This window comes from Hymenobacter sp. APR13, from assembly GCF_000737515.1.
In the GTDB taxonomy this organism is placed as follows: Bacteria; Bacteroidota; Bacteroidia; order Cytophagales; family Hymenobacteraceae; genus Hymenobacter.
In genome coordinates this window covers 4,725,816-4,752,401 of the sequence record NZ_CP006587.1, presented here as the reverse complement: position 1 = coordinate 4,752,401, position 26,586 = coordinate 4,725,816, and the positions used below count along the sequence as shown (strand labels likewise).

Genomic DNA, 26,586 nt, shown 5'->3' with positions numbered 1-26,586 from the left:
GGCGCCGGCCCATGACTGCTGTTACCCGTCCGCCTGATTGTTGTCAGGGCCAGGAGCGCGCCGGCGGCAGCCTTACCAGCTGCTGCCGTGCAGCTTCTCGGGGTGCAGCAGGTGCACGGAGCCGGGGGCCAGCTCCACGATGCCATCCTGCCGGAACTCGCTCAGGGTGCGGCTCAACGACTCGGGCGCGGTGCCGATAAGGGCGGCCATGTCGTCGCGGCCCAGGGGGATGCGCGGGTCGGCGGGGCTGAGCTGCTGCTGCCGGGCGTGCAGGTACAGCAGCGTGTCGGCCACGCGGCGGCGCAGCGAGCTATAAGCCAGGTCGAGGCGCTGCTCGTCCTGCTGCTGCACCTGGCCCACCAGCAGGCGCACGAAGCGGCGGCTCACTTCGGGGTTGCCCAGCAGCAGCTGGTGAAAGTCGGCGGCCGGGATGTACAGGATTTCGGCTTCGTCCAGCGTCACGGCCGAATCATGGTGGCAGGTGCCGGCCAGCAGGACCTGGTAGCCCAGAAACTCGCCGGGGCCGTGCAGGGCCGTAATCAGCTCCTTGCCGCCGGCGGTGGTTTTGCTGACCTTCACGCGGCCACTCTGCACAAAGTATAGGCGGGTGGCCTCGTCGCCTTCGGCGTAGAGGATGTGGCGGCGGGGCAGGACGTGGTGGCGGCGCTCGGCCAGTAGGCCCTCAAGGCCGCCGGCCTGACGGGCATCGGCCAGAAAGTCGTGCACGCCGGCGGGGGTGGCGGGATAGTCGGGGCGCAGGTGCTGGAAGCGGGCCAGGCGGCCAGCCACGGCCGAGAGCAGCTCGCTCTCATCGAAGGGCTTGGTGAGGTAGTCGTCGGCGCCCAGCTCCATGCCCCGGCGCAGGTCGGCGCGCTCGGTTTTGGCGGTCAGGAAGATGAAGGGCACGCCCGCCAGCCGGGGGTTCTGGTTGAAGATGTGCAGCACGCCGTAGCCGTCGAGCACGGGCATCATGATGTCGCACACCACCAGGTCGGGGCGGGTTTCGAGGGCTTTCTCCACGCCCACCTTGCCGTTTTCGGCCGTGAGCACCGCGTAGCCGGTCATCTCCAGGATTTCGGCCGTGTTCTCGCGGATGTCGTTGTTGTCCTCAATCAGCAGAATGGTCTTCTTGGTCATAGGGAAGCGTGAAGGTGATGGTGGTGCCCGCGCCCAGCTCGCTGCGCAGGTCAATGGTGCCGCCCAGCAGCTCGAGGTAGCGGGCCACGATGTAGAGGCCCAGGCCGGTGCCGGGCAGGTTGGTGGCGTTGCGGGCCCGGAAAAACCGCTCGAACAGGTGCTGCTGGTCTTCCTCGGAGATGCCGATGCCCTGGTCCTGCACGCTGATGGTCAGCTGCCCGGCCCGGGCCCGGGCGCGCAGCTGCACTACGGCCCCCGGGCCGGAGTACTTCAGGGCGTTGGAGAGCAGGTTGACCAGCACCTTGCGCAGCAGCGAGGCGTCCAGCCACAGGGCCTCGTCGCCACGCGCGTCCACCTCGATGCGCTGGTTTGGCTGGGCCAGGGGCTGCACGTCGGCCACGGTGTCGGCCAGCAGGGCCGGCAGGTGCAGCCGGGCCGGGCGGGCCAGCACCTTGCCCTCCTCGATGCGGCCCACCGACAGAAATTCCTCCAGGATGCTGTTGAGGTGATTGACGGACTGACGGATGCGGGCCAGCTGGCGCGGACGGCGCGCCTCCAGCTCGGCCGGGGTGTACTTTTCGAGCAGTGACACCGACGTGAGCACCACCGTGAGCGGGGTGCGGAACTCGTGCGAGGCCATGCTCACGAAGCGCGACTTTAGCTCGCCCAGCTCCTGCTCGGCCTGCAGGGCCTGGGCCAGCTCCTGCTGGCGCTGCTCCAGCTGCCCCAGCGTGTGGGTCAGGGCCAGGGTGCGGTCGGCCACCTTCTGCTCCAGCTCGGCGTTGAGGCGCTCCACGCGCCGGCGCTCAGCCACCAGGGCCTGGTCGGCCTGGCGCTGCCCGGTGATGTCGAGGATGTAGGACACTGCGAACAGCTCCTCATCCAGGTAAAAATAGCTCAGGCTGACTTCCACCGGGAACACCGTGCCGTCCTGGCGCAGGCCTTCCAGCTCGCCGCGGTGGGCGCGCATGGCCCGCACCGAAGGCTGGGCATTGAAGCCCTGGCGCAACTGCTCGTGGTGGCGGCCGGGGGCCGCGGGCACCAGTCGGTCGAGGCTCTGGCCCGGCAGCTCGCCGGAATCGTACCCAAACTGCTGGTGGGCCATCTGGTTGGCTGATACGATGCAGCCGGCCCGGTTGCAGACAATGATGCCGATGGTGGCGTTGGCCACTACGGCCTCGAAGCGGCGTACGCTCTGGGCCAGCTGCTGCTCGGCCTGGTGCAGGCGGTGCTGCCCGCTCAGGCGCACCAGCAGGTAGTCGTGGCCGTCGGCTGTGAAAGGCGTCAGAGCCAGGCGGGCCGGAAACAGGCTGCCGTCGAGGCGGCGTATTTCGGCGTCGGTTTCCTGGTAGCCCAGGCGGCGGGCCTCGGCCAGCAGGGCGGCCCAGGCGGCCGGCCCCAGGCCGGGGGTGCGCAGCAGAGGGCGGGCCTCGGCCAGTAGCTGCTGCTCGGAAGCGTAGCCCAGCAGCTGCACGCCGGCCGGGTTCACCTGCACGAAGCGCCCGGCCCGCACGTCAAGCACCCCCACAAAGCCGGGGGCGCGGGTGGTGGCGGCCTCGGTGAGAGCCTGGGAGAATGCGGCAGTGGGCATGGCAGAAGGGGCGGACGGGCTACGGGAAGAACCGGTGCAAGGTGCAAAACACCCCCCTGCTGAAAGCATGACAAAGGTCACGGCCGAAGGTGAGGATGCTCATGGATGCCGCAGACGAGGGGCCGGTAATTTTGCGGGTATCCATTCTATGTATCCGCCCATGGCTGTTTCCTCTCCTCCGCCTGTACTCGCGCCCGAACCGGCCGTGCTGCTGGTACTGCTGCCGCCCGCCAGCCCGGCGGCGCTTACCACCACGCTGCGGCAGCTGCAGGGCCGGCTGGGCGCCCAGATCCGGGTGCTGCGCATCGACGAGGCCACGCACCCGGCGGTGGTGCGCAGCTTTGGCACGCCCGCGCTGCCGGCCTGCGTGCTGCTGCGCCAGGGCGTGGAGCTGTGGCGCCACCAGGGCCTGCCCGATGACGCGGGCACACTCGGCACCCTGCTGGAGGCTTTGCGCTAGGCGCATTACGCTGGAGGAATTGCCGTGAAGGCCGGCCCCCGGCCGCAAAGGTGCCCCCCGGCGCCGGGCTGCCGCCTGACAACAATCACCCCCGGCCGTGATAGTGCTCATGGGGCCGGGGCCGGGCAGCCAGGAGCTTTGCCGCTGTACCAACCGGCTGCTTTTCCGTGTCTGCTCCCGTTCTTGAACGCCCGGCTACCCGCCTGGCCTGCACCCACTGCGGCGACGACTGCCCGCCCGGGCCGCTGCTGCTGGAAGGGCAGCCCTTCTGCTGCGCCGGCTGCCGCACCGTGTACGAACTGCTGGCCGCCCACCAGCTGTGCACCTACTACACTCTTGACGAGCGTCCCGGCCTCAAGGTGAAGGACGTGGAGCTGCCCGGCCGCTTCGACTACCTCGACGAGGAAGGCGTGCAAGCCCAGCTGCTGAGCTTCCGCTCGCCCGGGCGGGCCCGCCTCACGCTCACCATTCCGCAGCTGCACTGCACTTCCTGCATCTGGCTGCTTGAGCAGCTGCCCCGCCTCAATGAGGGCATCATGGAGGCGCGGGTGCAGTTTCTGCGCAAGGAAATCACGCTCAGCTACCGGCCCGACGTCACCAGCCTGAAGGCCGTGGTGCAGCTGCTGGCCTCGGTGGGGTACGAGCCGCAGATAACGCTGGCCGAGCTGGGCGCCCAGCCCCACCAGGCCAGCCGCACGCTCTACTACCAGCTGGGGCTGGCGGCCTTCGCCTTCGGCAACGTGATGCTGCTGGCCCTGCCCGAGTACTTCTCGTTCGTGGAGGAGCTGCAGGCCGGGTTCGGGCAATTTTTCGGGGCGCTGAGTTTGGCGCTGGCGGGGCCGGTGCTGCTGCTAAGCGCCCGGCCCTTCTGGCACTCGGCCTGGCTGGGCGTGCGCCGGCGCTACATCAACCTCGATTTTCCCATCTCGCTGGGGTTGTTCTCGCTGTTCGGGGTGAGCACCTGGCAGGTGCTCAGCGGCCGGGGGCCGGGCTACTTCGACTCGTTTACGGGGCTTGTCTTCTTCATGCTGATTGGCAAATGGGTGCAGCAGCGCACCTACGACGCCCTGCGCTTCGACCGCGACTTCACGTCCTACTTCCCGGTGGCCGTGACGCGCCTGCTGCCCGATGGCCGGGAGCAGTCGGTGTCGGTGAAGGAGCTGCGGGCGGGGCACCGCATCCGGGTGCGCCACCAGGAGGTGGTGCCCGCCGATGCCGTGCTGCTGCGCGGGGCGGGCCAGATTGACTACGCCTTCGTGTCGGGCGAGAGCACGCCGGTGGCCCGCAGCTCGGGCGAGCTGGTATACGCCGGCGGCCGGCAGCTGGGGGCGGCCATCGAGCTGGAAGTGGTGCGCGAAGTCAGCCAGGGCTACCTCACCCAGCTCTGGAACAACCCCGCCTTCGCCAAACCCGAGGCCGGCGCCACCCTCGAAACCTACGCCAACCGCGTGGGCCGCTACTTCGTGGGCGTGACGCTGCTGCTGGCCCTGGGCACGCTGCTCTACTGGGGCCCGCGCGACCAGGCGATGATGTGGCGGGCCTTCACCTCGGTGCTGGTCATTGCTTGCCCCTGCGCCCTGTCGCTGGCTTCGCCGTTTGCGCTGGGGGCCGCCCTGCGGGTGCTGGGCCGGCACAAGCTGTACCTGAAAAACGCGGCCGTCATTGAAACCCTGGCCCGCGCCGATACCATCGTGTTCGACAAGACCGGCACCCTCACCGACCCCAGCCAGGCCGAGGTGCACTACCACGGGCGCCCGCTCTCGGCCGCCGAAAGGGCCCTGGTGGCGGCGGCCGCGGCCCAGTCCACGCACCCGCTCAGCCAGCGCCTGGCTGGCGAGGCGGCCGGCCCCGCCACGCTGCTGCGGGCCTGCCAGGAGGTGCCCGGCCAGGGCCTGACGGCCACCGCCGATACCGGCGCCACCGTGCGCCTGGGCGCGGCCGCCTTCTGCGGAGTGGCCGCCGCCCCGGTAGTGCCCGCGCCCGCGGCGACACCGCCCGCCGGACCCGAAGCCCCGGATACGCGGGTGTACGTGGCCCTGCACGACCAGCCGGCCGGCTACTTCAGCTTTCACAACGTGTACCGGCCGGCGGTGCCGGCAGTGCTGGCCGGTCTGGCGGGCCGCTACCGCCTGGCCCTGCTCTCGGGCGACAGCGAGGCCGAGCGGCCCCGCCTGCGGGCCTTGCTGGGCGCGGAAGCCGAGCTGCGCTTCCGGCAGTCGCCGGCCGACAAGCTGGCCTACATTGCGGCCGAGCGCGCCCTGGGGCACACGGTGGTGATGGTGGGCGACGGCCTCAACGACGCCGGGGCCCTGCGCGCGGCCGATGCCGGCCTGGCCCTCACTGACACGCTCACCAACTTCTCGCCCGCCTGCGACGCCATCCTCGATGCGGCCGCGCTGGGGCAGCTGGCCACATTCCTGGCGTTTGCGCGGGCCGCCCTGCGGGTGGTGCTGGTCACGTTCGGGCTGTCGTTCTGCTACAACGGCCTGGGGCTGGCCCTGGCCGTGCAGGGCCGGTTCACGCCCATCGTCTCGGCCATTCTCATGCCCATCAGCTCGCTGAGCGTGATGGTGGCTGCCACCCTGCTCGTGCGCCGGGCGGCGCGCCGGCATCAGCTCTAACGCCCCTTCGCCATGACCATTATCTACCTGCTCATCGGCATCAGCCTGCTGGTTGCCCTCACGTTTCTGGGCGCGTTCGTGTGGGCCGTGCGCACCGGGCAGTACGACGACGCCTACACGCCCTCGGTGCGCATGCTCTTCGACGACGAGCCCGCTGCCCTCGCCCCGCCCCGGCCCCGGGGTGAGGAGAATCATACCGGGGCATAACCATGGTCATGCCCGCCGCAACTGCCGCGCAGGACCTTTGAGCCACTACTCCACCAAGCCTATTTGCGCAATGCACGCCACTCCCCCGCCTTCCCCCGCTGCCGCCGCGCCCCTGGTGCCGGACCGGGTGCACCAGGCGCTCGAAACCTTCTTTTACGACAACCGGATTGTCCGTGACTTCGGCCTGGCCACCGTGTTCTGGGGCGTGGCGGGCATGCTGGTGGGCATTCTGGCCGCCTTCCAGCTGGCCCTGCCCGAGGCCAACCTGCACACCTCGTTTACCACTTTCGGGCGCATCCGGCCGCTGCACACCAACGCCGTGATTTTCGCCTTCGTGGGCAACGGCATCTTCATGGGCGTGTACTACTCGCTGCAGCGCCTGTGCAAGGCGCCCATGTTTTCGCGCACGCTCAGCCGGCTGCACTTCTGGGGCTGGCAGCTCATCATCCTCGCGGCCCTGATTTCGCTGCCCATGGGCTACACCACCAGCAAGGAGTACGCCGAGCTGGAGTGGCCCATCGACATTGCCATTACGCTGGTGTGGGTGGTGTTCGGCTGGAACATGTTCGGCACCATTGTGCGGCGCCGGGAGCGGCACCTGTACGTGGGCATCTGGTTCTACATTGCCACGTTTCTGACGGTGGCCGTGCTGCACATCGTCAACTCCATGGAGGTGCCGGTGAGCTTTATGAAAAGCTACTCGGCCTACGCCGGGGTGCAGGACGCGCTGGTGCAGTGGTGGTACGGGCACAACGCGGTGGCCTTCTTCCTGACCACGCCCTACCTGGGGCTGATGTACTACTTCCTGCCCAAGGCCGCCGGCCGGCCGGTGTACAGCTACCGCCTGAGCATCATTCACTTCTGGTCGCTGATTTTCATCTACATCTGGGCCGGGCCGCACCACCTGCTCTACACGGCCCTGCCCGACTGGGCCCAGAGCCTGGGCGTGGCCTTCTCCGTGATGCTGATTGCGCCCTCGTGGGGCGGCATGATCAACGGCCTGCTGACGCTGCGCGGCGCCTGGGACAAGGTGCGCGAGGAGCCGGTGCTCAAGTTCATGGTGGTGGCCGTGACGGCCTACGGCATGGCCACCTTCGAGGGCCCGATGCTGAGCCTCAAGAACGTGAATGCCATTGCCCACTTCACCGACTGGATTGTGGCCCACGTGCACGTGGGGGCCCTGGGCTGGAACGGCTTCCTGACCTTCGCCATGCTCTACTGGCTGTGGCCGCGCCTCTACCGCACCGGGCTGTACTCCAAACGCCTGGCCAACGTGCACTTCCTGCTGGGCACCTTCGGCATCCTGCTCTACGCCCTGCCCATGTACTGGGCCGGCTTTACGCAGGGCCTGATGTGGAAGCAGTTCAACGCCGAGGGCATGCTGCAGTACCCCAACTTCCTGGAGACGGTGCTCACCCTCGTGCCCATGTACTACCTGCGCGGCATCGGCGGGGTGCTCTACCTGAGCGGGGCGCTGCTGATGACCTTCAACCTCTTCCGCACGGCCAAAGCCGGCACGCTGCAGGCCCGCGAAAAAGCCCAGGCCCCGGCGCTGCTGCCCGAAGCCGAGGACCCGCACGTGCAGCCCGGCCACTGGCACCGCTGGCTGGAGCGCCGCCCCTTCCAGCTGGCCGTGGGCGCCACGGTGGCCATCCTCATCGGCGGGCTGGTGGAGATGATTCCCACCTTCCTGGTGAAAAGCAACGTGCCCACCATTGCCTCGGTGAAGCCCTACCGGCCGCTGGAGCTGCAGGGCCGCGACCTCTACATCCGCGAAGGCTGCCAGAACTGCCACACCCAGATGGTGCGCCCGTTCCGCTCGGAAACCGAGCGCTACGGCGAGTACAGCAAAGCCGGCGAATACGTGTACGACCGGCCCTTCCTGTGGGGCAGCAAGCGCACCGGCCCCGATCTGCAGCGGGTGGGCCGCAAGTACCCCAGCTCCTGGCACTACAACCACATGCTGGACCCCACCAGCATGTCGCCCGGCTCCATCATGCCGCCCTACCCGTGGCTGTTCGACAACGCCATCGACTACAGCTCGCTGCCGAAGAAAATCCGGGTGCTGCAGGGGCTGGGCACGCCCTACCCGGCCGGCTTCGACCAGCGGGCCGTGGCCGACGCCCGCCAGCAGGCCCGGGGCATTGTGCAGGAGCTGAAAAACGAGGACATCGAGGTGAAATCCGACCAGGAAATCGTGGCTTTGATTGCCTACCTGCAGCGCCTGGGCACCGACATCAAGGCAAAGACCGCCCCGGCCGCCGCGCAGTAGGCATTTACTTTTTTGCTTTCCCTACCCCATGGATAAGAACGTGCTGCAGTCCATTGCCGGCGTCGAGATATACCCGCTCATCTCGCTGGCCATCTTCTTTCTGTTTTTCCTGGGGCTGCTGGTCTACGTGCTGCGCGCCGACCGCCGCCACCTGGGGGCCATGAGCGAGCTGCCCCTGCGCCCCGACTCCGAACCATTCTCCACTTCCCTCACCCCCGAACCGCTATGCTAACCCGTCGCACCGCTTTCCTGCTTTTCCCGGCCCTGCTGCTGAGCTGCGCCGCCGCCGCCCAGACGTCCGCCGCGCCCGCCGGCCCCCAGGGCACCGATGTGCTTTCCTGGACCGTGTGGTGGCTGGCCGGCCTGGTGCTGCTGATGGCCGTTGTCACGGGCTCATCGGTGGTTTCGGCCGCCCGGCGGTATGGCGCCGAGCCGGCCACGCCCGTCGCCGCCCCTGCCGCAGCGCAAGCCCCAGCCGCAGCGGAAGCCTCCGCGGCCAGACAAGTGGCGGCCGACGCCCCGGTAGCCGAAGAAGCAGTGGCCCGGATCCGGCCCGCGGCCCTGGTTGAATACGCCTCCGTCTAACTCCATGCGCACCTTCCGACACTTGCTGGGCGCGGCCGGGGCCGGGTTGCTGGCCCCCGTACCGGCCCTGGCCGCCGCGGGGTCCGCGGCGGCCGCCGGCCCCGATACGCGTATGGGGCTGTTCTGGCTGCTGCTGAGCACGCTGGGGCTGGTGCTGCTGGTGTTCGTGCTGCTGATTGTGGCCCTGGTGGTGGCGCTGCGGCCCCAACTGCGCCGGCTCTACGCCCTGCCCACGGTGCACGACTCCTGGAGCGGGCAGGTGCTGGGCCTGCTCGTGGGCGACCCCCGCCTGGTAACCGGCCAGGACCGCGACGTGCAGCTCGACCACGACTACGACGGCATCACCGAATACGACAACGACCTGCCGCCTTGGTGGAAGTACGGCTTCTACTGCACCATCCTGTTTGCCATCGGCTACCTGGGCTACTACCACGTGGCCGGAACCGGCCAGCTGCAGACGGCCGAGTACAAAACCGAGATGCGCCAGGCCTCGCTGCTGCTGGCCGCCACCCCCGACGACCCCAGCCAGCTCACCACCTATGCCGCCCTCACGGCCCCGGCCGACCTGGCGGCGGGCAAGGCGCTGTTCGCCACCAACTGCGCCCCCTGCCACGGAACCAGCGCCGAGGGCAAGGTCGGCCCCAACCTAACCGACCCGTACTGGCTGCACGGCGGCGAAATCAACCACGTCTACAAGACCATCAAGTACGGCGTGGCGAGCAAGGGCATGGTCGCCTGGAAGGGTAAGCTGGCCGGCAAGCAGATTCTGCAGGTGGCGTCCTACATCCAGTCGCTGCAGGGCTCGAACCCCGCCAACGCCAAAGAGCCCCAGGGCGAGAAGGAAGCCCCCGCCGTGGCCCGGCGGTAGCGCTGCGCTGCGCCGAGCACGGCCAACGGCCGCCCCCTCTTTCATTTCCCCTTTGCCATGTCCGCCACCCTGTACGAGCCCGACGAAGATTTCCGCACCCATCTCCCGACGATTGATGCGGCCGGCAAGCGCGTGTGGCTGTACCCGAAAAAGCCCGCGGGCCGGCTCTACCGGGCCCGCAAGTGGCTGAGCTACGGGCTGCTGGCCCTGCTCTTTGCCGGCCCCTGGCTGCGCATCCACGAGCTACCGGTGCTGATGCTCAACCTGCCGGCGCGGAAGTTTATCATCTTCGGGCAGATTTTCTGGCCCCAGGACTTCTTCATTCTGCTGGTGGGGGCGCTGGCCTTCGTGCTGTTCATCATCCTGTTCACCATCGTCTACGGGCGGGTGTTCTGCGGCTGGGTGTGCCCCCAGACCATCTTCCTGGAGATGGTGTTCCGCCGCATCGAGTACTGGCTGGAAGGCGACGCGCCCCAGCAGCGGGCCCTCGACCGGCGCGCCCTGGACTGGGACAAGCTCTGGCGCAAAACCACCAAGCACGCGCTGTTCGGGCTGGTCTCGTTTCTGATTGCCAACACCTTCCTGGCTTACATCATCGGCACCGGGGAGCTGGTGAAGCTTGTGACCGACCCGCCCACGGCCCACCTGGGGGGGCTGGCGGCCATGGCCCTGTTCACGGGCGTGTTCTACGCCGTGTTTGCCCAGTTCCGGGAGCAGGTGTGCACCATTGCCTGCCCCTACGGCCGCCTGCAGGGCGTGCTGCTCGACCAGCGCAGCCTAGTGGTGGCCTACGACTACCTGCGCGGCGAGCCCCGTGAGAAGCTGCGCAAAAACCAGGCGCGCACCGCCGGCGACTGCATCGACTGCCAGCAGTGCGTGCAGGTGTGCCCCACCGGCATCGATATCCGCAACGGCGCCACCCAGCTGGAATGCACCAACTGCACGGCCTGCATCGATGCCTGCAACTCCATCATGGCCCTCATCGACAAGCCGCCGGGCCTGATCCGGCACGCTTCGGTGGCCGACATTGCCCAGGGCACGCCCTTCCGCCTCACCGGGCGCATGAAGGCCCTGAGCGGGGCCCTGGTGCTGGTGCTGGCGGGGCTCACGCTGCTGCTCGTGGCGCGCACCAACGTGGAGGCCCGGGTGCTGCGCACGCCCGGCCAGCTGTACCAGAAAACCAGCCACGGCAGCATCACCAACCTCTACAACATCTCAGTCATCAACAAAACCAACCACGCCTTCCCCCTCACGCTGCGGGTGCTGGAGCCCGCCGGGGGCACGGTATCCCTGGTAGGCACCGACGGGCTGCAGCTGCCCGCCCAGGGCATTGTGGAGGGCGTATTTTTTGCCGAGCTGCCCCGCACCGCGCTGCACCAGACCAACCAGCCGCTGCGCATCGGGGTGTTCAGCGGGGGCCGGCTGATAACCGAGGCCCGCACCAAGTTTCTCGGGCCGGTGCAGTAGCGGCCGGGTTTGTAAGGCTCTCTTTTTCGCACCCCTCATGGCACCTCCCACCTCCCCCCGGCGCAACCTCTGGCCCCACGCCATCGTGGCCACGTTCGTGCTGTTTGCCGCCTACATCGGCACCATGGTGCAGCAGGCCCTGCGCACCAGCGTGGACCTGGTAAGCCCCGACTACTACCAGCAGGAGCTGCGCTTCCAGCAGCGCCTGGACGCCGTGGCCCGCACGGCCGCCCTGCCCGCCCCGGTCCGGATTCACTTCGAGGCCGCCGCCCGCCGCCTGCAGCTCACGCTGCCCCCGGCCCTGGCCGGCCAGCCGGTGCAGGGCACCCTGCAGTTCTTCCGCCCTTCCGACCAGCGCCTGGACTTGCGCCTGCCCTTTGCGCCCGCCGGCCAGCCCCCGCAGCAAACCCTGAGCACCCGCGCCCTGCGCCCCGGCCTCTGGCGCCTGCGCCTCGACTTCACCGCCGCCGGCCAGGCCTACTTCCTGGAAAAAGAGCTGACGGTAGAGTAGGCGCGACGCGCCCCGAAACCATACCTCACCAATTCCCCCTCACCATTTCTCACCTCACCGCATGCTCTGGGCCGGTTTCTTGTTTGGATTGCTGGGCAGCTTTCACTGCGTGGGCATGTGCGGGGCCATTGCCCTGGCGCTGCCGGGCGCGGGCGGGCCGCGGGGCCGCTACGTGGCCGGGCGGCTGCTCTACCACCTGGGCCGCCTGAGCACCTACGCCCTGCTGGGCGCGGCCGTGGGGGCGCTGGGCCAGGGCCTGCAGCTGGCAGGCTGGCAGCAAGGCCTCTCGCTGCTGTCGGGGGGGCTGCTGCTGCTGCTGGTGGCCGTGCCCGAGCAGTGGCAGGCACGGGCGGCGGCCGCCCTGGGCCTGGCCGCCGTGCTGAGCGCAGTGAAGCGCCGGCTCGCCTACTACTACCAGCAGCCGGCGCTGGGGGCGCTTTTTGCCACCGGGGTGCTGAACGGGCTGCTGCCCTGCGGCCTGGTGTACCTGGCCCTGGCCGGCGCCCTGAGCGTGCCGGGCGCGGCGGCCGGCGCGGCCTACATGGCCCTGTTCGGGCTTGGTACGCTGCCGCTCATGCTGGCTTTGTCGCTGAGCGGGCAGCTGGTGCCCTGGCCGTGGCGGGGCCGCCTGCGCCGGGCCGTGCCGGTGCTGGCGCTGGGCATGGCGGGGCTGTTTATTCTGCGCGGGCTGGGGCTGGGCATCCCGTACCTGAGCCCCCGGCTGAGCCCGGTGCTGACAGCCCGGCGGCCGCCCCGCGCCGGCCAGCCGACTTCGGTGCACTACTGCGGCGGCCAGGTGAAGCAGCCCTGAGCTGCCCGGGTACCCCTGACGTCTGATTTTCACTGCTAGCCTTTCTCCAACCATGCCTACGCTACTGGTTCCCATCGATTTCACGCCCGCCTCCGAAAACGCCCTGCGCTACGCCAACAAGCTGGCCCTGCGCCTGGGGGCCGACATTGTGCTGGTGCAGGCCACCACCGAAGTCCACTTGCACCCCGAGCGCCAGGCAAACGCCCTGCAGCGCCTCATGGCCCTGGCCGAGCGCCTGCGCTACCAGCAGCTCACCCGCCAGAACGGCCGCCGCATCAGCTACCACTACCACCTCTGCTCCGAGCCGCTGCCCGAGGGCCTGCAGGTGCTGGTGAACGGCTACCAGGCCGACCTGGTGGTGGCCGGCCTCACCCTCAGCGACTGCGCCGCCGCCAGGGCCGCCCACCAGCCCCTGGCCCAGCTGCCCGAGCTGGTGAGCTGCCCGGTGCTGCTCGTGCCGCCCGGCCATCACGAGCTGGCCGGCCGGGTGGTCTTCGGGGCTGACTTCGACCGCCTCGACGCCACCCAGTGGCTGCCCCGCGTGGCTGCCCTCACCCGGGCCGCCGGCGCGCACTTCGATCTGGTGCAGTTCTACGCCCCCGACCGTCGCGACTGGCCCGCCGCCCAGCGGGCCCTGCAACTGGCCGCCAGCCTGCTGCCCGACGCCACGCCCCACCTGCTGCCGGAAGAAGACCTGCTGGAAGACTTCAGCGAGTTTGGTGAGCAGCGGCAGGCCCAGCTGCTGGTGCTGGGCACCACCGACGGCTGCCTGACCCGCCGCTACTTCAGCCCCCACTACCGCCTCACTGCCGCCTACCATCAGCGCGTGCCGGTGCTGCTGCTGCCGCTGAGCCGGCAGCCCTCGGCCGCCCGCTGCGCCCAATGCGGCCTGCTGCAGGCCGCCGCCGAACCCATCATGCTCTCTTTTTAAAACGGGCTTCCGGCCCCACGGCCGGCTGATTTCTTTCCAATGACTACTTCGCTTGCCGCGGCTCCGGACGCCACCACTGCCCGGGCCACCGTCGAAGCCGCCGACGGCGGCGCTGGAAACCGGCGGCCGCACCGAGAGTATTCTGATGAGCCTTCTGCCCCAATGTGAGTAGCCCTACCACTACCAGCCCGTGCCCGGCAGCCCCGAGGCCGCCCCCCAGGCCTGGCTGCGGCCGGGCGTGGAGTGGGCATAAACGGCCCTAAAAGCAGCCTGGGGCTGCTACTTCAGGCTGGCGTAGAGGCCCGTAAACTCTGATTTGAGCAGGTTCACGGTGGCGCCCCCCAGGTTGTCGAACACCTTGTTGCCGGCCTCGAAGTCGCGCAGCAACGGGTGGGTGGCTTTCATGAGCTTTGCCATCAGCGTTTCGTCGTCGCCGATGAAGCCCAGCACGTGCTGGATCTGCGGGGCCGTGAGCTTAAGCTTTTGCAGGCGCGTGACGATGCGCTGCTGCAGCGTAGGCAGCTCCGCATCCAGCATGAGGCTCATCTGCTCCTGAGGGGCCTTAGAACGCGCTACAGAGGTGGGTTTGGCCGGCACCACCATCCCGTCGTCACCGAGTTTGGCCAGCGCCTGCGGAATCGTGAAGCGGATAGCCTGCACCTTCTTGCCCTCTTTGATGGGCTCGTACACCACGCTCCAGCCCAGCGAGTGCAGCTCGCGCAGGGCCGGCTCGAGTACGTAGCGCTTGAAGTCGTAGAAGAGCGTGTAGGTGACGTCGTTGTCGTCGCCGAGCACCTGCTTGCGCAGCACATCGAACTCCACCTCCCATAGCCCCACGTCGTCCCAGGACTTGAGCAGCCAGAACAGGCGGTGCGCGTGGGCCGACTTGAGCGTCAGCAGGCTCTCGATTTCCACGTGCGTGTACTGCTCAGCCAGCTGCAGCAGGAAGGGCTTGATTTCGGGGGCGAAGTTGCCGGTCAGAAAGCCCGTGCCCTCGTTCAGGTCGATGTAGCTGATGATGGAGTAGGCCGTAAACCGCTTCTTGTTGCCAGTCTGCGTCTCAATGCTGACCACCTTGGACATCAGGCTGCGGCAGGCGTCGCGGATGGTTTCGTACACGCTGCCGCCCTTTTTCTGGGTCATCACCCGGCTCAGCGGAATAGCGATGCCGGGCAGCTCGGTCTGGTCCTGGTGAATGCAGCCCAGGGCCAGCGCAAAGATGCGGGCCTCGATGTGCGTGAGCTTGAGCGGGGCCCGCACCAAAGCGTTGGCCTGGTAGGCGCGCGGGTACTGGGGCGGAACGGGTAGGGCAGGCTGCATAGGCAACACGAACGATAGACGGAATACGTGACCAATATAGCCGGATCTACGTGAAAATCCGACATAGTTCACGCAAAGAATCCGGAGTGCCATTTTTCACGCAGATGCCTCCGGGCGGGTGGCCTGCCGGCAGGGTGCCATTTTTCACGTAGATGCGCCGCCTCACCGGCCGGAACGGGGTGGGTTTGGGGCGGAGTGCCATTTTTCACGTAGATGGTGCCATTTTTCACGCAGCAGAGTGCCGTTTTTCACGTAGATGGTGCCGTTTTTCACGTAGATGGTGCCATTTTTCACGCAGCAGAGTGCCATTTTTCACGTAGATAACCGCTGCAAATAATTGTCTATCAATAAGTTACGCCTCCCTGAATATAGAATAGTATTAGAATAGCTTAGAAGACAGAAGAGGGCTCTGATTTTTTTTGAAAAAAAGCCTTGTCGGTGGCTCAGCAAAAAACCCGCAAACGGGGCGTGTAGCAAGGCTTTTAAGGGGGTGCTTCGCACCTCGGGAGGGAGCCGGCGGCGCGTACGGCGCTGATTGTATGATCTCTCCGGGCATCTACGTGAAAAATGGCACTCCCCTTTCCGGGGTGTCTGATGCAGGCCCAAGGCGGGCGGCCATTCATCTACGTGAAAAATGGCACTCCTATCCTGCCCCAGGTGGGCTCCTCCCCTACCCGACCGGCACCAAGCTGCTGTTCTGCTGCGGCATGGCCGGCTTCCCGGGCTCAGAGCACCAGCTCCGGCGTATGGTGCGCGGCTAACTCAGCATGGCCGCCTGGGTGGCCGGAGGCAGTTCCAGGAACACGTGGCTGCAACTGCCCCCGCCGCCTGGGACGCCACCCCGGTTGGCGCTGAGTGCCGGTCGGGCCGACCCGGGTCTCACTCCTACCCTACCGCGGCCAGATCGGCGGGGACGCGGGGCCTCTACGGCGGCCAGACAGGCGCGCCGTAGAGGCCCGAAGTTGGCGGCCGGCCCCATAACCTGGGCCGGGCCGCCAGCCGGCCGAAGCCGCCGGTGCAGATTGAGAGTACCGCTTCCGGAGGCAGGTTCTGCCTGTGGGCTTCCAGGGAATACTCCCAACGCTTACTCCCGGGAGCCACCCGGAAAAAAGAGGCCACGGTTGTTGCGTCGCCGCCTCTAGCATCGGGGAGTATGGTCGGATAGTGTCATCATGTTACTCGTATTACTCGTATTGACTAAGATACAGGATGTGTATGAGTAACACCAGTAATACCACGTGCTAATAAGCTCTGATAACCTTGGTAATACGTCGATTGTAATAACACAAGTAACATTGGAAATACCAATAACTACAGTAACATAAGGTACATCAGTAATACAGATAATACAGATAATACAGATAATACAGATAATACAGATAATACAGATAATACAGATAATACAGATAATACAGATAATACAGATAATACAGATAATACAGATAATACAGATAATACAGATAATACAGATAATACAGATAATACAGATAATACAGATAATACGATTCTTATACTTGCTTTTTGTATTACCAGTATTGCTTATATTATGCGTGTTACCAGTGTTATTGATATTATGTATGTTATGCGTGTCAAAGCAGGTCAGGCGAAATACCTACTTGGTAACACCTGTAATATCGTTCACACGAATAACACCAGCACTCGCCGCCCAAGGCCCAGGTAGACCATGCCGGTATTTTTGGAGAAGCCTGCCTATCAGTTTCAGCAGGCCACTTTGGCAGCATGATGGGGCGCCAATCGGAAGTTTGGAAGATGACCTGTGTGGGGCGGCTTCGCGAGCATATGCACGTCACCGTCGCGGCGCCGGGGTAGGCCATAACCCAGGATGCCAGGTGGCAAGGCAAACAATGCCGGGTAACTGCCAGCATTGTTTCTCAAAAATATATAGCTGAAAAGCAGATGCTTAAGCTAGTAAGCGAACGATAATGTTACCTGGTAACATCAATAACACCGGAGCGCCCGCCACGGCGTCAGTAGGCGGGGCGGGGCGGGCAGAGGATAGCACAGACCGGAAACCGGCTAAACGAATGTTGGCGGCAAGCTGCGCAACGTGGGAAGCAGCTTGTTTTGTGGCCTGTTAGTTTGGGGCTACCAGATGCTGAGTGGTGCAGCTGGTTTGTCGCCGGCTTTTCCCGGAGCGGCCTGGGAACGATTTCGCCCGGCTGGGCCTGAAAATACCCGGTGAGGCGCTACCCTAGCGCCTCACCGGGACCCGCAGCGTGACGTCGAGTTCCTCGCCCACAGTGAAGCCCAGCGTGTTGCCGTTGATGCCGAAGTCTTTGCGGTTTACCTTGAACTGGCCGGTGAACACGCCTTTATCGCCTTGCTGGCTGAACTGAAACGGAATGGTCACCGACTTCTTTACGCCGTGCAGGGTCAGGTCGCCGCGCACGGCATAGCCGCTGCCGACGCGGCTAAACTCCGTCGACTGAAAATAGATTTTTGGATAGGTCGCCACGTCGAACCAGTCTTCCCCACGGGCATGCTTGTCTTTCAGAGAGTTCCCCGTTTTGATGGTGGCTGCGTCCACCGTCACGCGCATGAAGGCGCTGCTCAAATCAGCCGGGTTGTAGGTGATGGCGGCCGTCAGGCCCGTGAAGGTGCCTTCAGCCCGGCTACCCGCAAACCTGATGGTGTAGTTGGGGTCGAGGTTCCAGCTGCTGACCAGCAGCCCGGCAACGGGGGCGAGCAGCAGCGCGGCTTTGGCCACCACGGGACGGAGAAGAAACATGGGCGAAGAAATAAGGAGAAACCAGATAAAGAGAGGTAGAGATTGAAAAACCCTAGTGCCAGAAAGGCAGCAGCCGGTCGGGTAGCCCGTGCGGAAAATCGAGTGACTGGAAACCCACTGACTGGAAAACGAGCACCGGGATAACCTGAGTACTGGCCGTCTGTTCGGCGTGGCACCTGCCGGCCCCACCCGCTGCAGAAGGGGAGGGGGGAGGGCGGCAGGGGAGCTTCAGGGCAATGTGTAGCTCAGCCCCAGGGCGGCCAGGTCGTGGAAGCGGTGGTAGGTGGTGGCGTCGCGCTCATGGCCTGTAACGATGTGGCTCCAGCCCGCCCGCAGCTGCAGCCCCCGCGGCAGGGACACGGCCAGGTAAAACTCCGAGTTGAGCGAGCCCCGGTCGCGGCTGCCGCCCAGCAGCAGGTTGCCCCGGGTAGGCTGCAGCTGCCCGCCCGGCGCGGTGGGGCTACGATCGGGGCCGAAGCTCAGGCCCGCCGCGTCGAGGTTGAAGCCCAGGCGCACGGGCCCCGCCACCCGCGCCCGCAGGTGGAAAGCCGCGTTGAGCGAGTAGAGGCGCGGGGCCAGCACGCCAAGGCTAGCCTCCCCCGGACCCGCCTGCCGGACCAGCTCATAGCTATCCGTGAAGTAGTGGGAGGCCCGCAGGCCCGCGCCTACCTGAAACCGCCCGCCCGGGTCCAGGCCCCACAGCCGCCAGGCCGCCGCCGAGGCGTAGGTCAGGGTCGGGCCCACGGCCCCCGTCAGGTCCATCACCGTGGCGTGCCGGGCAGGGGGCGGCGTACGTTGGGCCTGGGCTGCCTGGGGTGGCAGCGCCGCCGCGCCGCCGAACGCTATCCACAGGCAGAAGGCCGCGCCGGGCCGGATATTGGGTGTGCTACGCATGCTTTTTCGGGTACAAGAGGTTCAGGTTAATCAAGCCAGCCCAGCAGGGAATGCGCAAGCGGAGCCGGGTTATGCGCAAAAGGAACGGGTGGTTATTTACTGTCTGGCCCGGGCGCATTCAGGCGGTGGCGTGGGGCCGGGCCGGCGTCGCACCGGCGGCCCGCCTACCGGCACGTCGGCAACGAAAACGAAAAGCACGTGCCGGTGCCCTCCTGGCTGCTCACCACCAGGTCGCCCTCGTGCAGCTCCACGATTTTGCGGGCAATGGCCAGCCCCAAACCCAGGCCGTCCTTGCTCTTGGCCCGCACCTGGTCGGAGCGGTAGAAGCGGTTGAAGACGTGGGGCAGGTCGGCGGCGGAAATGCCGCGGCCGGTGTCGCGGATGTGCAGCGGAATGCGGGCAGTGCCCGCGGGCGGCGCGGCCACGGCCACCTGCACCTTCCCCCCGGCCGGCGTGTAGCGCAGGGCGTTTTCGAGCAGGTTTTGCAGCACCCGCTCCATCAGGCCGATGTCGGCGTAGGCGAAGGGCACGGCGCGGGCGCAGGCTAGGCCCAGGGTGATGCCGCGGGCCCGGGCTTCGGGCTGCAGCTTGAGCACCACGTCCTGCACCAGCTCGGGCACCGAAAACGGCTCGGGCTGCGGCACCGTCTGGCGGGCTTCGAGCTTGCTCAACTCAAACAGCTCCGACACCAGCCGCTTCAGACTCTGGGTGTTCTTAAAGATGGTCTGGATGTACGACTGCTGCTCCTGCGCGCTGAGCAGGTGCTGCCGGAGCAGAATGGTTTCGGCGTAGCCTTCGATGCTGGTCAGGGGCGTGCGCAGGTCGTGGGAAATGTTGGCCACCAGCTCGCGCCGCAGCTCATCGGTTTGCCGGAGCGAGGCCACGGCCGCCTGGGTGCGGGCGGCCATGTCGTTGAACGCCCCGGCCAGCTCGGCCAGCTCGTCGCCCCCGCGCGGGGCCGGCACGCGGGCGGCGTAGTCGCCGGCCTGCAGGCGGCGCACGGCGGCCAGCAGCTGGCGCAGGTCTTTGGTGAGCAGCGAAATCAGCACCAGCCCCACGAGCAGGGCCGCCGCCACGGCCAGGCCCAGCGCCCGCAGCAGCAGGCCCATGATGTAGCTTTCGCGCATGGACGCCGCCTCCGGCAGGGCCAGTCCCTCACCCAGCGTCACGTACAGGTAGCAGTGGATGCCGCCGGTGCTGCTGCGCAGCGGGGCCACCGAAAACGGCCGCGGCTGCCCGGGGTGGCGCGGGTCGGCCCCGAAAATCGGGAAAGGCGCCCGCCCGCCCAGAAACGCCCGCACCGGGGCCATGGGCACCCGCGTGAGCTTCACCTCGTTGGGCGCGGCCGAGGCGTTCATGATGCGCCCATCCAGCCCCAGCAGATAGAGCTTGATGTTGGGGTTGATGACCATGGCGGAGGCAAACGTCGCGCGGATGGCCTCGGGCGAAATTTCGTTGGTGGCCGCGTCGATGCGCAGCACCTGGGCCACGGAGGCGGCCAGGGGCCGGTTGCGCTGTTGCATCACCTCGGCCACGTACTTGGCCGACGCCTCCGACAGCAGCAGCACGTAGGCCCCGGTGCTGCCCAGCAGCACCACGGCAAACAGCACCGACAGGCGGCCACGCAGGCTCCTTAACCACCGCCGCATCATGGGCCCGCTTCCGGCAGCGCCGGCAGCTCGTCGCTGAGCTTGTAGCCCACGCCCCACACCGTGAGCACGTAGCGGGGGTTGGCCGGGCTTTGCTCGATCTTGAGGCGCAGGCGGTTGATGTGGGAGTTGACCGTATGCTCGTAGCCGGCGTAGGAGTGGCCCCACACCAGATCCAGCAGCTCGGTGCGCGAGTAGGCCCGGCCGGGGTGGCGCATGAGCAAGGCCAGCAGGTCAAACTCCTTGGCCGTCAGCTCCACCGGGCGGGCGGCCACCGTCAGGCGGTGCTGCTCCAGGTTCAGGGCCAGGTCGCCGCGGCGCAGCACCGCCCCGGCCCCGCCCGCGAAGCCGGGCTCCTTGTCGGGGGCCGAGCGGCGCAGGCGGGCCTTCACGCGGGCCAGCAGCTCCCGCACGCTGAAGGGCTTGGTCAGGTAGTCGTCGGCCCCCAGATCCAGGGCCCGCACCTTGTCCATCTCCTCCACCTTGCTGGTGAGCATGAGAATGGGCGTGGTGATGTGCTGCTGGCGGAGGCGGCGGCACACCTCCAGGCCGCTGAGGCCGGGCAGCATCACGTCGAGAATGATGACGTCGAACGGCTCCTCCGTGGCCTGGCGCAGTCCTTCCGGCCCGGTCACGGCAATGTCGGCCCGGCAGTCGATGGCGCGCAGATTCACCTGCAGCAGGTGGGCAATGTCGGCATCGTCTTCCACGATGAGGGCACGCTTGGAAGTTGTCGTCATGGGGAATAGCAGCGGGAAGCCGCCCGCTGATTTGCACCGAATGTAAGCAGCCGCAACGCAATATGGCGCCGCTCGTCTTCGCCGCCGCCGCCGTGGTTTTACCGGCAGCATAGTAATAAACAAGAGAGTAGGCAGCAACGTCTTACCACTGCACGGCCACGCCTGCCGTGAACTGGCTGCCGGAGTACACGTTGCGCAGCGTACCGAAGCCGGTGGCCCAGTCGGCGGTGGCCCACCAGTGTTTGCCGAGGGCGTAGCTGACACCCAGGCCGGCCGTGGAGTAGGCCACGCCCTCGCCCAGCCCGATGCTGCCCGGCTTGTCCGGGTTGGGGGCGCGGGTATTGGCCAGCGTCAGCAGGTTGGCCGTAAGCCAGGCTTTGCCTTTCACCTGGTAGCCCACCTGGGCCCCGTAGGTGTACTGGTCGGTGAAGCCCTCGGTGCGCTTGTTGTAGCCGGCGTTCAGGGTGAAATACGCCGGCTGCTTGCGCAGGCGGTGCGAGAGCGAAGCGCGGGTCCACACGTTCCACTCCCCGTCGCCGGTGGGCAGGGCAATGAAGATGCGCGGGTCCTGGCGGTTGAAGCCCCGCTCGTTGGGGTTCCCCACGGGGGCCTCCACGGCCACCCCCACGGCCAGGGGCCACTGGCCGGTCAGCACCCCGTAGCGCAGCCCGATTTCCGGGTCGCCCACCCCCCGGCCGGGCGTGGCCGCGCGGAATTCGGCCCGCCGGAACACCGGAAAATTCAGGGTGGCTTCCAGGCGGGGCAGCAGGCCCATCTCGCCGTAGAGGCTGTACACCTGCTGGCGGAAGCGGGCCGTGGTGACGGCCTGGCCCAGCACGGTGTGGTAGCGGGTGGTGCCGACGGCCGTCAGGCCGAGCTTCACGTAGCCCTGGCCCGGCTCCCGAATCCAGCCTCCCCCGGCCCGCAGCGGCCCGCTCACCAGGCAGCCGGCCAGCATCAGCACCGCCCCCACCCACTTTGCCGACGGCCCACGCATTATTGCAGCGGGGAAGCGCCGAAGTTGATTTCGGCGGTTTCGCAGTAGAACACGATGTGCGTAAATCCGGCCGAGGCTCCATCAATGCGCATGAACTGGCGGCCGTTGCGGTTCACGAAGCCCACGGCCTTCACGTTGGTAGCCGCCGCCCGGCGCTGCACCCCAATGTTGGTCAGGTCCTTGGCCAGGTACACCGTCACGGTGCCGGTGTGAAAGTCGGAGGTGAAGTCCGCGTTGAGCTGCACGAACTCGGTGTTCTGCCCGTCGCGAATCACGGCCAGCGTGCCGCGGGTGGGCGTGCCGTTCTGGGGCGTGATGGTGCCCATCTTCAGCGAGGTTATGGTCCCCACCGGGTCGGGCGTGGATATTACCTGGGGCGCAGGGTCATCGTCGTTGCTGCAGGCAACGACGGCGGGCAGGGCCGCCAGCAGGCTCAGGGCCAGCACGGGACGAAACAGCTTTTCCATGATAACAGGGGCTTAAGTGACAGTGCACAAAGCAGCTCCCGAACTATCACAAAAGAATCACGCCACCCTGTCTTTTTCAATTCCGTTCCATCCCCGGCCAACAGGTGGTTATCCTAGGTCTGTCACAGAAGCTCATCAGCATCCGCATTAACCAGCTGGCGGCAACCCCGGTGGATGCCGCCTTTGCAGGGCTGGCCCGAACGCCGGTTTTGCGGTGACGCCGCGCGGCTCAGGCGTGCTTGCCCGCCGACCAGCCTTTGGGCGCCAGCTGCCGCTCGCCCAGGGCCGCGGCACCGGGCTCCAGGGTGGTGCCCATGGAATCGTTCCAGCGGTTAAGAAAGCCAAACAGACTCACCACGCCCAGAATTTCCACGATTTCGCCCTCGTCCCAGTGACGGCACAGGTTGGCACCGATGGCTTCGTTCACGGCGTTGGGCACCGAGGAAGCAGCCACAGCAAACTCCAGCGCCGCCCGCTCGGCCGGGCTGAAGGCCGGGTGGGTGGCGTACGCCCAGATATGGTCCAGCTGCTCCTGTTCGGCCCCGTAGCGGCCGGCGGCCAGCATGGTGTGGGCCTGGCAGTACTGGCAGCCGGTAGCGTGCGAGCTGATATAGCCAATCAGCCGCTTGAGGGCGCTGCTCACGCGGCCCTGGTTTGCCATCACGGCCTTGTTGAGCTCAATGAACGCCGTAGCGAGGGCCGGGCGGTGCTGCATGGTGAGCACGCTGTTGGGGCAAAAGCCCAGTGTTTCGTTGAAGAAGGTGGCCAGCGCGGCCACTTCGGGGTTGGCATCGGCGGGCAACGGGGCAACCAGGGGGGCAGGCATGGGTTTCAGAACAACAAGGTGAAACGCTGCTCCACCCGAAACTTCGCCGGCATGGCCCGCAGCGCGAGACGGCACAAGGTAGGCTTTTGCCGTTTGCTGCCGCCAACCTCTGCCGCCGTCTGCGCTGGGCGCTACGAATGCCCGGACGACCCACACCTGACCTTCACCAAGCGGGCCTGTGCCCTCAGTATTGTCAATGCCTGCTCGCGGTTTTGCCGGATTACCGGAAGTACAAAATCGTTGAAATGATACTGAGTAACATTAGTAACACAGATAATATGGATAACCCGATGCGCATGAGTAACACTATATTCATGGATAACTTCGATAACCTTCGTAATATTGGCCCATGGCTAAAATCATTGCACTGAGCAACCAGAAAGGGGGCGTTGGTAAAACCACTTCCACCGTGAACATCGGCGCCGGCCTGGCCCGTGCCGGCCATAAGGTGGTGCTGATTGACCTTGACCCGCAGATCAACCTGACGCGCGGCCTGCGCCTCGACCACTCCGAAAACAACATCTACGGCGCGCTGCTGGGCGAATACGCGTTCCGGGCCCAGCCGCTGCAGCCCAACCTGGCCGTGGTGCCCGGGGCCCCGGCGCTGTCGAGCTTCGACAAGGTGAAGGGCGACGAGCTGGACCGCGAGTATCTGCTCAAGGACCTGCTCACGCCCATCCTCGACAAGTGCGACTTCATTCTGCTGGACTGCCCGCCGGCCCTGGGGCTGATTACGCTCAACGCCTACGCCTGCGCCGACTCGCTGCTGATTCCGCTGGAGGCGCAGCTCTACGCCACCGACGGCCTGGAAAAGGTGCTGGAGCTGGTCTCGCGGGTACAGCGCCGCCTCAACCCGACCCTGAAGATTGACGGCATCTTTTTCACCCGCTTCGACGGCCGCAAGATTCTGCGGCGCGAAACGGCCGAAGCCATCCGCGAGAAATACCCCGAGCTGGTGCTGCGCAACGTCATTCGCGAAACCATCGGGCTGGGGGAGGCTCCCCACCTGGGCCAGGACATCTTCTCCTACGCCCCCAACAGCTCCGGCGCTACCGACTACCAGCAGCTCATTGCCGAAATCCTCACCCGCTAACCTTCCTTCCGCATGGCCAAGTCCTTCAAGCAGCTGTCCTCCGGCACCGCCCAGCCCACTAAACGCACCTCGGAAATAGACCTGCTAGATTTCCTGGAGCAGGACCGCCTGAGCACGCCGCCGGCCCCGGAGCCGGCCGCCGTGGCCGCAGCACCTGCCGCCGCGCCTGTTACGGATAGCTCCGGTAGCACCGCCCCGGCCAAAGCCGGCCGTCGTCCGGCCGCCGCTCCAGCTGTTCCGGAAGCTGCCGCGCCTGCCCGCAAGGCCCCCGGCCGACCAAAGGCGGGCACGCCGGCCCGTCCAGCGCCGGTAGCCGAGCAGAATCATGTTACGGATGTTGCAGCAGTTGCCGAGGCAGCAGTTGCCGATGCAGCAGTTGATCCGGCGGCGACCGGGGCGGACGACGCGCCCGACAGCGACGTGCGGCAGACCTTCGTGTTGAGCCGGCAGTACCTGGAGAAGCTGAAAAACTTTGTGCACACCCAGCGCATGGGCGGCCAGTACGACTTCACCCAGAAGCAGGCCCTGCACGAGGCACTAGACCTGCTATTCGCCAACGCCGAGATTGAGGAGCGCCCGCTGCAGATCCGGCAGAAAGAGGAAGTGCGGCGCCAGCAGATCCGCAAGGGGCGGGGCCGCTAGGCCCGCGACCTGGCGCCGACCGGTGGGGAGGGGCTGGCCTGTCTGGCTGGGCGCTGCTACGGCAGCTGCCGCGCTGCATCATGCCTCCCCGTTTGGGTATGCTGCTACAGCAGCGCAACGACACGTCCTTCTTCTGTCAGGTTTGCCTGAACGACCTCAGGGGACTGGCGTGGCCCGCTGGCTGTGATTGTCCATAGCAGAGCCGGCAACACAGCAATACGGCAATACGGCAACACCACAGCTGTTTATGACATGGCGCGAGCCGCCGGTGTAATTTCTTCCGTAGTTGCCCGGAAAGTTGCGGGCAGCGCTTAACCTGGGCCGGAGCCAATTTGGCACCAACTGAAGCCAGAAAAATAAACGCCACACAACCAAAAAACAGAGGCCTTTCAGTTTTTCTATTCTTCAATTTCCTCTCTCTTCTAAGCACTGTAACTGTCTGATTATAAATAGAATATATAGTTTAAATACGGAAGGAACTACACCCGCCTACGGAAGGAATTACACCGTACTACGGAAGAAACTACACCCACCTACGGAAGAAACTACACCGTACTACGGAAGAAATTACACCATCTACGGAAGAAACTACACTCATCCGGCGTAACTACGGAAGAAACTACACCGGGCCACCGACTCGGCTCTACGGAAGGATATTTTTATTTTCCGTAGTTTAGGCTGGTCCTACGTTACCTTCCTTATGGAACCATCCCTTTATCCCCAGGCCCGGCAGGCCAATATTCTTGTAAGGTCGCCCCTGAAGCTTAATCACATTGAGGCGCGCATCATTGCCCTGGCGTTGGGCTGCATCCATTCCAAGTCACTGGAGTTGCCGCAGATTCGGATTCCCATGAAGCGGATTATTCCGAAGGCGAAATCAGGCCCAGTATATGAGCAAATCGATGCGGCCTGTAAAACGCTCATGGGTAAGGTGGTCAGCATTGCCCGTACCAGCTCCCGGGGTAAGATGAACATCAAAAACTACGGCATCATCAGCTTCATGGAAATTGATGAGGGTACGGGGTACGTGACAGGGAACTTTGCGCCCGAGATAAAGCCGTTTCTGCTGGAGCTCGCCAGTGAGTACACAACCGTAGAGATTGAAACCATTCTCACCCTAAAGAGCGCTCATGCACACCGGCTGTACTGGGTGCTCACTAGCTGGGATGACGTGGGCAGTTGGGAGGTGGAGATTGAAAAGCTGCGGGAGCAGATGATAGGTACGGAAGACACGTCCTACGCCATTTTCTACGATTTCAAGCGCTATGTCCTGGAGCCCGCCATCAAGGAATTGCAGGATATCGGCTGGATGATTGGCTGGGAGCCGCTGAAAGCCGGCCGCAAGGTCAGCAGGATTCGGTTCACTATTCCCAGGCATGTTATCGCCGGCAACGGTCAGGAGCCGGCTAGCATTGACATCACACCCCAAAGCCGGCAGAAGCAGAAACCATCGGATCAGCTGCCCCTGGGCATCAGTGCGGAGATGCCGACGCTGCACCAGCGCGTCATCGCCCGACTGCAGAAGCTACAGGTTTCCGATTCGCAGATCAGAACCGTGCTGGAGCACCTGGGCGACGACGAGGCGCATTTCACGAAGCTGCTTAAATCCACGCATCAGCTGCTGGTTAGCCACGAAACCAAATCCAAGGTGTTCGACAACATCGGCGGCACAACCGTCAACCACCTTAAGACGGAATTTGCCGGGCTGTTCGCCAAGCTCTGAACCGGCTCCGGTACAATGCGCTTGC

The 26,586-nt window shown here is 65.8% G+C and carries 24 protein-coding genes; 14 read left to right on the top strand and 10 right to left on the bottom strand.

All coding sequences use genetic code 11. The features are described from left to right. Positions 1–72 precede the first annotated feature (72 nt). Both N008_RS19995 and N008_RS19990 read right to left on the bottom strand, forming a co-directional pair. A complete protein-coding gene (locus tag N008_RS19995) occupies positions 73–1,137 on the bottom strand; it encodes a response regulator (protein ID WP_044018025.1) in 1,065 nt (354 codons plus the stop codon). Continuing rightward, a complete protein-coding gene (locus tag N008_RS19990) occupies positions 1,109–2,728 on the bottom strand; it encodes a sensor histidine kinase (protein ID WP_044018024.1) in 1,620 nt (539 codons plus the stop codon). Before N008_RS19990 ends, N008_RS19995 begins: the two co-directional genes overlap by 29 nt. Positions 2,729–2,888: 160 nt before the next feature. On the opposite strand from N008_RS19990, the gene N008_RS19985 reads away from it, so the two are divergent. The 11 genes from N008_RS19985 to N008_RS19935 all read left to right on the top strand — a co-directional run bounded on the left by N008_RS19985 (position 2,889) and on the right by N008_RS19935 (position 13,461). Continuing rightward, on the top strand, positions 2,889–3,188 hold the full coding sequence (locus tag N008_RS19985; RefSeq protein WP_044019163.1) for a hypothetical protein: 300 nt from the start codon (positions 2,889–2,891) through the stop codon (positions 3,186–3,188). Positions 3,189–3,355: 167 nt separating this feature from the next. Continuing rightward, complete coding sequence (locus N008_RS19980) at positions 3,356–5,809, top strand: heavy metal translocating P-type ATPase (protein WP_044018023.1); 2,454 nt, start codon at positions 3,356–3,358, stop codon at positions 5,807–5,809. A 12-nt stretch (positions 5,810–5,821) separates the two neighbouring features. Continuing rightward, complete coding sequence (gene ccoS / locus N008_RS19975; RefSeq protein WP_044018022.1) at positions 5,822–6,016, top strand: cbb3-type cytochrome oxidase assembly protein CcoS; 195 nt, start codon at positions 5,822–5,824, stop codon at positions 6,014–6,016. Between the two features lie 70 nt (positions 6,017–6,086). Then, entirely contained in the window at positions 6,087–8,288 is a 2,202-nt protein-coding gene (gene ccoN / locus N008_RS19970) for a cytochrome-c oxidase, cbb3-type subunit I (protein ID WP_081910911.1), read from the top strand. A gap of 28 nt (positions 8,289–8,316) precedes the next feature. Further along, positions 8,317–8,520, top strand: coding sequence for a hypothetical protein (locus N008_RS19965; protein ID WP_044018021.1), 204 nt, complete (start codon positions 8,317–8,319; stop codon positions 8,518–8,520). Next, the gene (locus tag N008_RS19960; protein ID WP_044018020.1) at positions 8,514–8,873 is read left to right on the top strand and encodes a hypothetical protein; all 360 of its coding nucleotides are present in this window, start codon (positions 8,514–8,516) and stop codon (positions 8,871–8,873) included. The genes N008_RS19965 and N008_RS19960 overlap by 7 nt, the downstream gene beginning before the upstream one ends. A gap of 4 nt (positions 8,874–8,877) precedes the next feature. Beyond that, a complete protein-coding gene (locus N008_RS19955; RefSeq protein WP_081910910.1) occupies positions 8,878–9,741 on the top strand; it encodes a cbb3-type cytochrome c oxidase N-terminal domain-containing protein in 864 nt (287 codons plus the stop codon). Positions 9,742–9,798: 57 nt separating this feature from the next. Next, entirely contained in the window at positions 9,799–11,208 is a 1,410-nt protein-coding gene (gene ccoG, locus N008_RS19950; RefSeq protein WP_044018019.1) for a cytochrome c oxidase accessory protein CcoG, read from the top strand. A 37-nt stretch (positions 11,209–11,245) separates the two neighbouring features. After that, positions 11,246–11,719 (top strand): FixH family protein, encoded by a 474-nt coding sequence (locus N008_RS19945; protein WP_052381790.1) that lies wholly within the window; start codon positions 11,246–11,248, stop codon positions 11,717–11,719. 61 nt (positions 11,720–11,780) lie between these two features. Then, on the top strand, positions 11,781–12,530 hold the full coding sequence (locus tag N008_RS19940) for a sulfite exporter TauE/SafE family protein (protein WP_081910909.1): 750 nt from the start codon (positions 11,781–11,783) through the stop codon (positions 12,528–12,530). 52 nt (positions 12,531–12,582) lie between these two features. Next, complete coding sequence (locus tag N008_RS19935) at positions 12,583–13,461, top strand: universal stress protein (protein ID WP_044018018.1); 879 nt, start codon at positions 12,583–12,585, stop codon at positions 13,459–13,461. 279 nt (positions 13,462–13,740) lie between these two features. Here the strand turns inward: N008_RS19935 and N008_RS19930 are convergent, their stop codons facing one another. The 8 genes from N008_RS19930 to N008_RS19895 all read right to left on the bottom strand — a co-directional run bounded on the left by N008_RS19930 (position 13,741) and on the right by N008_RS19895 (position 23,103). Next, positions 13,741–14,781: a replication initiation protein gene (locus N008_RS19930; RefSeq protein WP_044018017.1), complete on the bottom strand. Its 1,041-nt coding sequence runs from the start codon at positions 14,779–14,781 to the stop codon at positions 13,741–13,743. 2,212 nt (positions 14,782–16,993) lie between these two features. After that, positions 16,994–17,530 (bottom strand): YceI family protein, encoded by a 537-nt coding sequence (locus N008_RS19925; RefSeq protein ID WP_052381789.1) that lies wholly within the window; start codon positions 17,528–17,530, stop codon positions 16,994–16,996. A 228-nt stretch (positions 17,531–17,758) separates the two neighbouring features. Continuing rightward, on the bottom strand, positions 17,759–18,424 hold the full coding sequence (locus N008_RS19920; RefSeq protein ID WP_156109434.1) for a hypothetical protein: 666 nt from the start codon (positions 18,422–18,424) through the stop codon (positions 17,759–17,761). A 164-nt stretch (positions 18,425–18,588) separates the two neighbouring features. Then, entirely contained in the window at positions 18,589–20,076 is a 1,488-nt protein-coding gene (locus tag N008_RS19915; RefSeq protein WP_081910907.1) for a sensor histidine kinase, read from the bottom strand. Then, positions 20,073–20,813: a response regulator transcription factor gene (locus N008_RS19910; RefSeq protein ID WP_044018014.1), complete on the bottom strand. Its 741-nt coding sequence runs from the start codon at positions 20,811–20,813 to the stop codon at positions 20,073–20,075. The genes N008_RS19915 and N008_RS19910 overlap by 4 nt, the downstream gene beginning before the upstream one ends. A 142-nt stretch (positions 20,814–20,955) precedes the next feature. Continuing rightward, entirely contained in the window at positions 20,956–21,810 is an 855-nt protein-coding gene (locus N008_RS19905) for a hypothetical protein (protein ID WP_044018013.1), read from the bottom strand. Continuing rightward, entirely contained in the window at positions 21,810–22,277 is a 468-nt protein-coding gene (locus N008_RS19900; protein WP_044018012.1) for a hypothetical protein, read from the bottom strand. Before N008_RS19900 ends, N008_RS19905 begins: the two co-directional genes overlap by 1 nt. Before the next feature lie 229 nt (positions 22,278–22,506). Further along, on the bottom strand, positions 22,507–23,103 hold the full coding sequence (locus N008_RS19895) for a carboxymuconolactone decarboxylase family protein (RefSeq protein ID WP_044018011.1): 597 nt from the start codon (positions 23,101–23,103) through the stop codon (positions 22,507–22,509). Between the two features lie 349 nt (positions 23,104–23,452). On the opposite strand from N008_RS19895, the gene N008_RS19890 reads away from it, so the two are divergent. The 3 genes from N008_RS19890 (at position 23,453) to N008_RS19880 (ending at position 26,561) form a co-directional block, all read left to right on the top strand. Further along, positions 23,453–24,196, top strand: coding sequence for a ParA family protein (locus tag N008_RS19890; RefSeq protein ID WP_044018010.1), 744 nt, complete (start codon positions 23,453–23,455; stop codon positions 24,194–24,196). 12 nt (positions 24,197–24,208) lie between these two features. Next, entirely contained in the window at positions 24,209–24,838 is a 630-nt protein-coding gene (locus tag N008_RS19885) for a hypothetical protein (protein ID WP_044018009.1), read from the top strand. Positions 24,839–25,538: 700 nt separating this feature from the next. After that, positions 25,539–26,561: a replication initiation protein gene (locus N008_RS19880; protein WP_044018008.1), complete on the top strand. Its 1,023-nt coding sequence runs from the start codon at positions 25,539–25,541 to the stop codon at positions 26,559–26,561. Positions 26,562–26,586: the final 25 nt, after the last annotated feature.

Coding starts and splice junctions, on each gene's coding strand:
- N008_RS19955 (WP_081910910.1), top strand. CDS start 8,878: ATGCGCACCTTCCGACACTTGCTGGGCGCGGCCGGGGCCGGGTTGCTG.
- N008_RS19890 (WP_044018010.1), top strand. CDS start 23,453: ATGGCTAAAATCATTGCACTGAGCAACCAGAAAGGGGGCGTTGGTAAA.
- N008_RS19965 (WP_044018021.1), top strand. CDS start 8,317: ATGGATAAGAACGTGCTGCAGTCCATTGCCGGCGTCGAGATATACCCG.
- N008_RS19915 (WP_081910907.1), bottom strand. CDS start 20,076: ATGATGCGGCGGTGGTTAAGGAGCCTGCGTGGCCGCCTGTCGGTGCTG.
- N008_RS19895 (WP_044018011.1), bottom strand. CDS start 23,103: ATGCCTGCCCCCCTGGTTGCCCCGTTGCCCGCCGATGCCAACCCCGAA.
- N008_RS19905 (WP_044018013.1), bottom strand. CDS start 21,810: ATGCGTGGGCCGTCGGCAAAGTGGGTGGGGGCGGTGCTGATGCTGGCC.
- N008_RS19985 (WP_044019163.1), top strand. CDS start 2,889: ATGGCTGTTTCCTCTCCTCCGCCTGTACTCGCGCCCGAACCGGCCGTG.
- N008_RS19990 (WP_044018024.1), bottom strand. CDS start 2,728: ATGCCCACTGCCGCATTCTCCCAGGCTCTCACCGAGGCCGCCACCACC.
- N008_RS19900 (WP_044018012.1), bottom strand. CDS start 22,277: ATGGAAAAGCTGTTTCGTCCCGTGCTGGCCCTGAGCCTGCTGGCGGCC.
- N008_RS19910 (WP_044018014.1), bottom strand. CDS start 20,813: ATGACGACAACTTCCAAGCGTGCCCTCATCGTGGAAGACGATGCCGAC.
- N008_RS19925 (WP_052381789.1), bottom strand. CDS start 17,530: ATGTTTCTTCTCCGTCCCGTGGTGGCCAAAGCCGCGCTGCTGCTCGCC.
- N008_RS19880 (WP_044018008.1), top strand. CDS start 25,539: ATGGAACCATCCCTTTATCCCCAGGCCCGGCAGGCCAATATTCTTGTA.
- N008_RS19935 (WP_044018018.1), top strand. CDS start 12,583: ATGCCTACGCTACTGGTTCCCATCGATTTCACGCCCGCCTCCGAAAAC.
- N008_RS19945 (WP_052381790.1), top strand. CDS start 11,246: ATGGCACCTCCCACCTCCCCCCGGCGCAACCTCTGGCCCCACGCCATC.
- N008_RS19885 (WP_044018009.1), top strand. CDS start 24,209: ATGGCCAAGTCCTTCAAGCAGCTGTCCTCCGGCACCGCCCAGCCCACT.
- ccoN (WP_081910911.1), top strand. CDS start 6,087: ATGCACGCCACTCCCCCGCCTTCCCCCGCTGCCGCCGCGCCCCTGGTG.
- ccoG (WP_044018019.1), top strand. CDS start 9,799: ATGTCCGCCACCCTGTACGAGCCCGACGAAGATTTCCGCACCCATCTC.
- N008_RS19920 (WP_156109434.1), bottom strand. CDS start 18,424: ATGCGTAGCACACCCAATATCCGGCCCGGCGCGGCCTTCTGCCTGTGG.
- N008_RS19940 (WP_081910909.1), top strand. CDS start 11,781: ATGCTCTGGGCCGGTTTCTTGTTTGGATTGCTGGGCAGCTTTCACTGC.
- N008_RS19930 (WP_044018017.1), bottom strand. CDS start 14,781: ATGCAGCCTGCCCTACCCGTTCCGCCCCAGTACCCGCGCGCCTACCAG.
- ccoS (WP_044018022.1), top strand. CDS start 5,822: ATGACCATTATCTACCTGCTCATCGGCATCAGCCTGCTGGTTGCCCTC.
- N008_RS19995 (WP_044018025.1), bottom strand. CDS start 1,137: ATGACCAAGAAGACCATTCTGCTGATTGAGGACAACAACGACATCCGC.
- N008_RS19960 (WP_044018020.1), top strand. CDS start 8,514: ATGCTAACCCGTCGCACCGCTTTCCTGCTTTTCCCGGCCCTGCTGCTG.